Raw genomic sequence first — 2,726 nt, 5'->3', positions numbered from 1 at the left:
GTCTAGGGAACGGGGAGACGACGGGCGGGGGGCGCTAGCCTGGCCCCGTGCGCATCCGAGCCGCGACGACGTCGCCCGCCCTCCTCCCCGCCCCCGCCTACCTGGCGGCATCGGCGCCCGCGCGGCGTGGGTGGCCCCTGGGGTTCGCGCACCGGGGCGCCGGGAACGAGCGGGAGAACACGCTGGCCGCGTTCACCGCGGCATGGGAGGCCGGGTTCGGGTACCTCGAGCTGGACGTGCGCACCACGTCGGACGGGGTGCTCGTGGTCTTCCATGACGCCACCCTGGACCGCGTCTCCACCGCCGCCGGTGACTTCTCGGCGCTTGCCTGGGCGGACTTCGCCGCGCACACGGTGGGCGGGGAGCCGTTCCTGCGGTTCGCGGACCTGCTCGCCGCCCTCCCGGAGGCGCGCTTCAACGTGGACCTCAAGGACGCCGACGCCGCCCCCGCCATGGCCGCGCTCCTGGCCGAGCACGACGCCTGGGATCGAGTGCTCGTGGCGAGCTTCCACGACTCTCGACGCCGGGCGTTCCGCCGCGCGGTCGCCGCACTGGGCCACCCGGAGCGCGCGCACGGGCCGGAGCGGGTCGCGACGTCGGGCGGGGCCGCGGCGATCGCCGCGCTGGTGCTGCTCGGCCCGCTCGGGCTGACCGGCTGGCTCCGCCGGTACGCCCTCGACATCGACTGCGTGCAGGTGCCGCTGCACCAAGGCCGCGTCCCCGTCGTCACCGCGGACTTCGTGCGCCGGTGCCACGCCGCCGGGCTGCCCGTGCACGTGTGGGTCGTGGACGACCCCGCCGAGATGGAGCGCCTCCTGGACCTCGGCGTCGACGGCATCATGACCGACCGGGCCGACGTCCTCGCCGAGGTGTTCACGCGTCGCGGGATCTGGCCGCAGCACTGACGGACGCCCCCTCGCGTCTTCGTGCGTGAAACGGACGGTGCGTCGTGCGTTGTCGTGCGCGAAGTGAACGCGCGGCGCGCCCGGCTCAGCCCTCCGGCGCGAGCACGAAGACGACATCTCCGCGCTCCAGGGTGAGCGCGCCGTCGTCGCCGTGGCGCACCGCCACCTCCCCGTCGAAGAGCGACTGCACGGACCACGCCTCGGTGTCGAACGGCAGGGCCGCCAGGTCAACGGACGACGACGGCGCCTGCGACGTGATCGTCGCCTCCGGGGCGGCGGTGCCGGGCACAGAGGTGCCCGGCCCGTCGGTGCAGGCGGTCAGGGAGAGTGAACCGGCGGCGTACGTTCCACGCACGAAAACGGCCGACACGCCGTCGATATCACGCACGAAAACGCTGGGGGCGGGGCTCACATGAGCTTCGGCAGCAGCGCCCGCTTGACCGGCCCGTGCGGCGGGTAGACCGCACGCAGCGTGTCCACGCCGGTGCCCTTGGTGAGCTCGGGGCGCAGATGGGAGAACGTCTCGAACCCGGCCTCGCCGTGGTACGCGCCGATCCCGGAGTGGCCCACCCCGCCGAACCGCAGCGTCGGCATCCCGGCGTGCAGCAGCGTCACGCCCTCGCTCACCACGCCGGCCTGGACCTGTGCGGCGAAGGCGGCCCGGTCGTCGTCGTGGTCGGTGAACAGGTAGGAGGCCAGGGGGTGCGGGCGTGCGGCGATCACGTGGATCGCCTCCTGCAGGGAGTCGACGCGGACCACCGGCAGGACAGGACCGAACAGCTCTTCACGCATGAGCGCACCGTCGAGGGAGACCCCGTCCACGAGCGTGGGCGCCAGGTACCGGCCGGCCACGTCCGCCTCGCCGCCGATGACCACGTGCGCGCCGGCGTCCACGTCCTCGGCGAGCAGGTCCACGAGTCGCCGGGCGTGGTCCTCCGAGACCAGGCGGCCGTAGTCGGGGGACTCGGCGGGGTCGGCGCCGTAGAACTCGGCGATCGCCGCGGGCAGGTGTCGCAGGACCTGCGCGTGCGCCTCCGTGCCGACGGCCAGCACGTAGTCCGGCGCCACGCACGTCTGGCCCGCATTCGTGAACTTGCCGAACGCGATCCGCCGCGCCATCCCGGCGGGGTCCTGGACCGCGGTCACCACGGCCGGGGATTTGCCCCCCAGCTCCAGGGTGACCGGCGTCAGGGTCTTCGCCGCCGCCTCGTAGACGATCCGCCCCACGCGCTCACCGCCGGTGTACAGGATGTGATCCCAGGGATGCGCGATCAGCGCCTGCACGCAGTCCGCCCCGCCCTCGACGACGGCGACGCCCTGCCCGTCCAGCGCGGCCGGCAGGAGCTCCTGCAGGGCCGCCGCCGTGGCCGGGGCCTTGTCCGAGGGGCTGAGCACGACCGTGTTGCCCGCGGCGAGCGCGCCGACGAGCGGGGCGAGGGTAAGCTGCACGGGGTAGTTCCACGCGCCGATCACGAGCACCGCGCCCAGCGGCACGGGCCTGACCCGGGCGGATGCGGGCTGGAACGCGAGGGGGACGGAGACCTTCCGCGGCTTCATCCACGAGCCGAGGTGGGCGAGGGCGTGGTCGATCTCCGAGATCACCGAGCCGACCTCCGTCAGCAGCGCCTCCGTGCGGGACTTGCCGAGGTCCCGGGCCAGGGCCTCGGCGAACCGGTCCTGGTGTTCGGTGAGCATGCCCCGGACGGCGCGCAGGCGCTCCTCTCGGACCTCCCGGGGGTGGGCGGTGCGGGCATCGGCCTCGGCGCGGATCCGGGCGACGGCGGCCTCCACCGGCTCGGTGCCGGGGAACGGGTACACGGG

General features: G+C 74.4%; 3 protein-coding genes. 1 reads left to right on the top strand and 2 read right to left on the bottom strand.

Annotation, left to right across the window (positions count from 1 at the left end; translation table 11 throughout):
* Nucleotides 1-53: 53 nt before the first annotated feature.
* Nucleotides 54-905, top strand: a complete 852-nt coding sequence (locus tag MHY29_RS11760; protein WP_370643535.1) for a glycerophosphodiester phosphodiesterase family protein — start codon at nt 54-56, stop codon at nt 903-905.
* 85 nt (nt 906-990) lie between these two features.
* On the opposite strand, the gene MHY29_RS11755 is transcribed toward MHY29_RS11760, so the two are convergent.
* Together MHY29_RS11755 and MHY29_RS11750 are read right to left on the bottom strand one after the other, a co-directional pair.
* Nucleotides 991-1,317, bottom strand: coding sequence for a hypothetical protein (locus MHY29_RS11755; RefSeq protein ID WP_239241446.1), 327 nt, complete (start codon nt 1,315-1,317; stop codon nt 991-993).
* Nucleotides 1,314-2,726, bottom strand: a 1,413-nt coding sequence (locus MHY29_RS11750) for an aldehyde dehydrogenase family protein (protein WP_239241444.1), incomplete at its 5' end; no start/stop codon positions are given. The genes MHY29_RS11755 and MHY29_RS11750, both read right to left, overlap by 4 nt.

It is taken from the genome of Micrococcus sp. ACRRV, from assembly GCF_022346985.1.
Lineage (GTDB): Bacteria > Actinomycetota > Actinomycetes > Actinomycetales > Micrococcaceae > Micrococcus > Micrococcus porci.
Note: the sequence above shows the minus strand (reverse complement) of the source record. Positions and strands in the feature narration are given on the sequence as shown.